The organism is Clostridium sp., assembly GCF_016650095.1.
Lineage (GTDB): Bacteria > Bacillota > Clostridia > Clostridiales > Clostridiaceae > Clostridium_AD.
In genome coordinates, this window is record NZ_JAENWL010000408.1 from 1 (window position 1) to 2,984 (window position 2,984).

The 2,984-nt window shown below is 33.1% G+C and carries 4 protein-coding genes; all 4 read left to right on the plus strand.

The genetic code is table 11. The annotated features are described in order from the left end of the window. On the plus strand, window positions 1–1,101 hold a 1,101-nt coding region (locus JJE11_RS17135), incomplete at its 5' end, for a pyruvate carboxylase subunit B (protein WP_291637816.1). Window positions 1,102–1,128: 27 nt separating this feature from the next. Next, on the plus strand, window positions 1,129–1,446 hold the full coding sequence (locus tag JJE11_RS17140) for an OadG family transporter subunit (RefSeq protein WP_291637818.1): 318 nt from the start codon (window positions 1,129–1,131) through the stop codon (window positions 1,444–1,446). A gap of 35 nt (window positions 1,447–1,481) precedes the next feature. After that, the gene (locus tag JJE11_RS17145) at window positions 1,482–1,838 is read left to right on the plus strand and encodes a biotin/lipoyl-containing protein (RefSeq protein ID WP_291637820.1); all 357 of its coding nucleotides are present in this window, start codon (window positions 1,482–1,484) and stop codon (window positions 1,836–1,838) included. A gap of 17 nt (window positions 1,839–1,855) precedes the next feature. Beyond that, window positions 1,856–2,971 carry a sodium ion-translocating decarboxylase subunit beta gene (locus tag JJE11_RS17150; protein WP_366927961.1) on the plus strand — a complete coding sequence of 372 codons (1,116 nt, stop codon included), beginning with the start codon at window positions 1,856–1,858 and terminating at the stop codon, window positions 2,969–2,971. Window positions 2,972–2,984 lie beyond the last annotated feature (13 nt).

A 2,984-nucleotide genomic window follows, 5' to 3' on the forward strand; every position in this document is an offset into this window, starting at 1 on the left:
TATAAGCACTATCCTGATGATGTAGTAGAAAAATTTATAGAAAAATCAGTAGAAAATGGTATAGATATTATTCGTATATTTGATGCTTTAAATGATGTAAGGAATTTGGAAACAGCAATTAAAGCTACTAAAAAAGCTGGAGCACATTGCCAGTGCGCTATTTCCTACACTACAAGTAAAGTACATACTATAGAATACTATATTAATTTAATGCAAGAGATGGAGACTAAAGGGGCAGACTCAATATGCATAAAAGACATGGCAGGTATATTAACCCCAGATGTAGCTTATGAATTAATTAGTAGAGTGAAAAAAGAAATAAAAATACCTATAGAACTGCACAGTCACTGTACTAGTGGAATTGCATCTATGACATACATGAAGGCTGTAGAAGCAGGAGTGGATATTATTGATACGGCAATTTCACCTTTTTCAGAAGGTACTTCTCAACCATGCACAGAATCTTTGGCTGTAGTTTTCAAAGACTCTAAAAGAAATCCAGAATTAGATTTAAATGTGTTAGAGGAAGTAGCCGCATACTTTAAACCAATAAGACAAAAATACTTAGACAATGGAATATTAAATCCAAAGGTGATGGAAACAGAACCAAAGGCTTTATTATATCAAGTACCAGGTGGGATGTTATCAAATCTTTTATCTCAATTAAAGTCACAAAATGCAGCAGATAAATATGAGGATGTACTAAAAGAAATTCCAAAGGTACGTGAAGACTTAGGATATCCGCCACTAGTTACGCCACTTAGTCAAATGGTTGGTACACAAGCAGTATTCAATGTTTTAGTAGGAGAAAGATATAAAGTAATACCAAAAGAAATAAAAGAGTATGTAAAAGGACTTTATGGTAAATCACCTGCGCCTATAAGTGAAGATATAATAAAGAAAATTATAGGGAATGAAGAAGTAGTAACAGTAAGACCAGCGGATTTATTAGAGCCAGGCTTTGAAAAAGCAAAAGAAGAAATCGGAGATTTAGCAAAGAGTGATGAGGACGTATTAAGCTATGCACTTTTCCCACAAGTAGCTATAAAATTTTTAGAAGAAAAAAATATGGATTATTATTATATTGATGCAACATTTTAAATAATACGATAGTAAAGGGGTGTGAAAATGTTAGGAAATGAGGTTTCAATATCCCAAGCTCTTAATGTCTCAGTTGGATCTATAATTTTAGTTTTTTCTCTTTTATTTCTTCTTTCACTGATATTAGGATTATTTAAATATATTTTTAAAGAGAAGAAAGTCGAAATCTTAGAAGAAGAAAAAGTAATTAGCGTTCAAGAAGAGATAATATGCAGAAATGAAATCGAAATAGCAAGCTTAGAAGAAGATGATGATATAGTGGCTTGTATGGCAGCAATTATATCGGCTAGTTCAGGTAATAGAAATTCTAGAATTCATATAACAAGTATAAAAAGGATAAATTAGGATATACACTAGTTTAGATAAGGGGGAAAGGTATTTTGGAAAAATATAAAATAAGTTTAAATGGCAAAGTTTACGAAGTAGAAGTAGAAAAATTAGAAATAGGAGCAGAGGCACCAGCAAAACAGCAAAAAGCTCCAGTAAATAATGCACCTAAGGTAGCAGAGGCTACACCGGAAGGTAGCGAAGATATAACAGCACCTATTCCAGGTGGAGTTTTTGATATTAAAGTAAAAGTTGGAGATATAGTTAAAAGTGGACAAACATTAGTAATTATAGAAGCCATGAAACTCGAAAATGAAATAGTAGCACCAAAAGATGGAAAAGTAACTGCTATAAATGTATCCAAGGGAGATACAGTAGTTTTAGGAGATAAATTAATTTCTATACAGTAGAAAGGAGGCAGGTTTAAATGACTCAGATGCTTCAAAGCATTATACAGGGTTCTGGTTTTTCGGCGTTAAATTATAAAAATGTAATAATGATGGGAATAGCTTGTATATTTATATATTTAGCTATTGAAAAAAAATATGAACCTTACTTATTAATACCAATAGCTTTTGGTATGCTCATTGTAAATTTGCCTTTGGCAAATCTAATGGCGGATAACGGACTTCTTCATTATTTATATCTAGGTGTAGAATATGGAATATATCCACCATTAATATTTTTATGTGTTGGTGCAGGTACGGACTTTGGTCCACTTATTGCAAATCCTAAAAGTTTACTTCTAGGAGCAGCAGCTCAAATGGGGATATTCTTTGCGTTTATAGGAGCTATATTATTAGGATTTTTAGGACCGGAAGCAGCGTCTATAGCAATTATAGGTGGAGCAGATGGACCAACAGCTATCTATTTAACAGGTAAATTAGCACCTCACCTTTTAGGTTCTATAGCTGTAGTAGCTTATTCATACATGGCATTAGTTCCAGTTATTCAACCACCAATAATAAGACTTTTAACTACAAAAGCTGAGCGCGAAATTAAAATGGAACAACTGCGACCAGTATCAAAGACTGAGAAGGTAGTGTTTCCAATAATTGTTACTATATTAGTCGTATTATTATTACCTTCATCAGCACCGTTAATTTGTATGTTGATGTTTGGAAACTTAATAAAAGAATCAGGAGTAGTACCAAATCTAGTTGTTACTGCAAGTAATTCACTTTTATACATACTAACTATTTTCTTAGGATTAACAGTAGGAGCGAAAGCTAGTGCAGACGTATTTTTAACTGTAGGAACTATGAAAATATTGGTACTTGGACTTATGGCATTTGCTATAGGAACATCAAGTGGAGTACTGTTTGGTAAGTTAATGTGTAAATTAACTAATGGAAAAATAAATCCAATGATAGGAGCAGCGGGAGTTTCTGCAGTTCCAATGGCAGCAAGAGTTGTTCAAAAGGAAGGGCAAAGGGCCAATCCTTCAAATTTCTTATTAATGCATGCTATGGGACCAAATGTGGCAGGAGTAATTGGTTCAGCTGTAGCAGCAGGGCTATTACTTAACTTATTTGGTAGTTAAAACAGTATTTTAA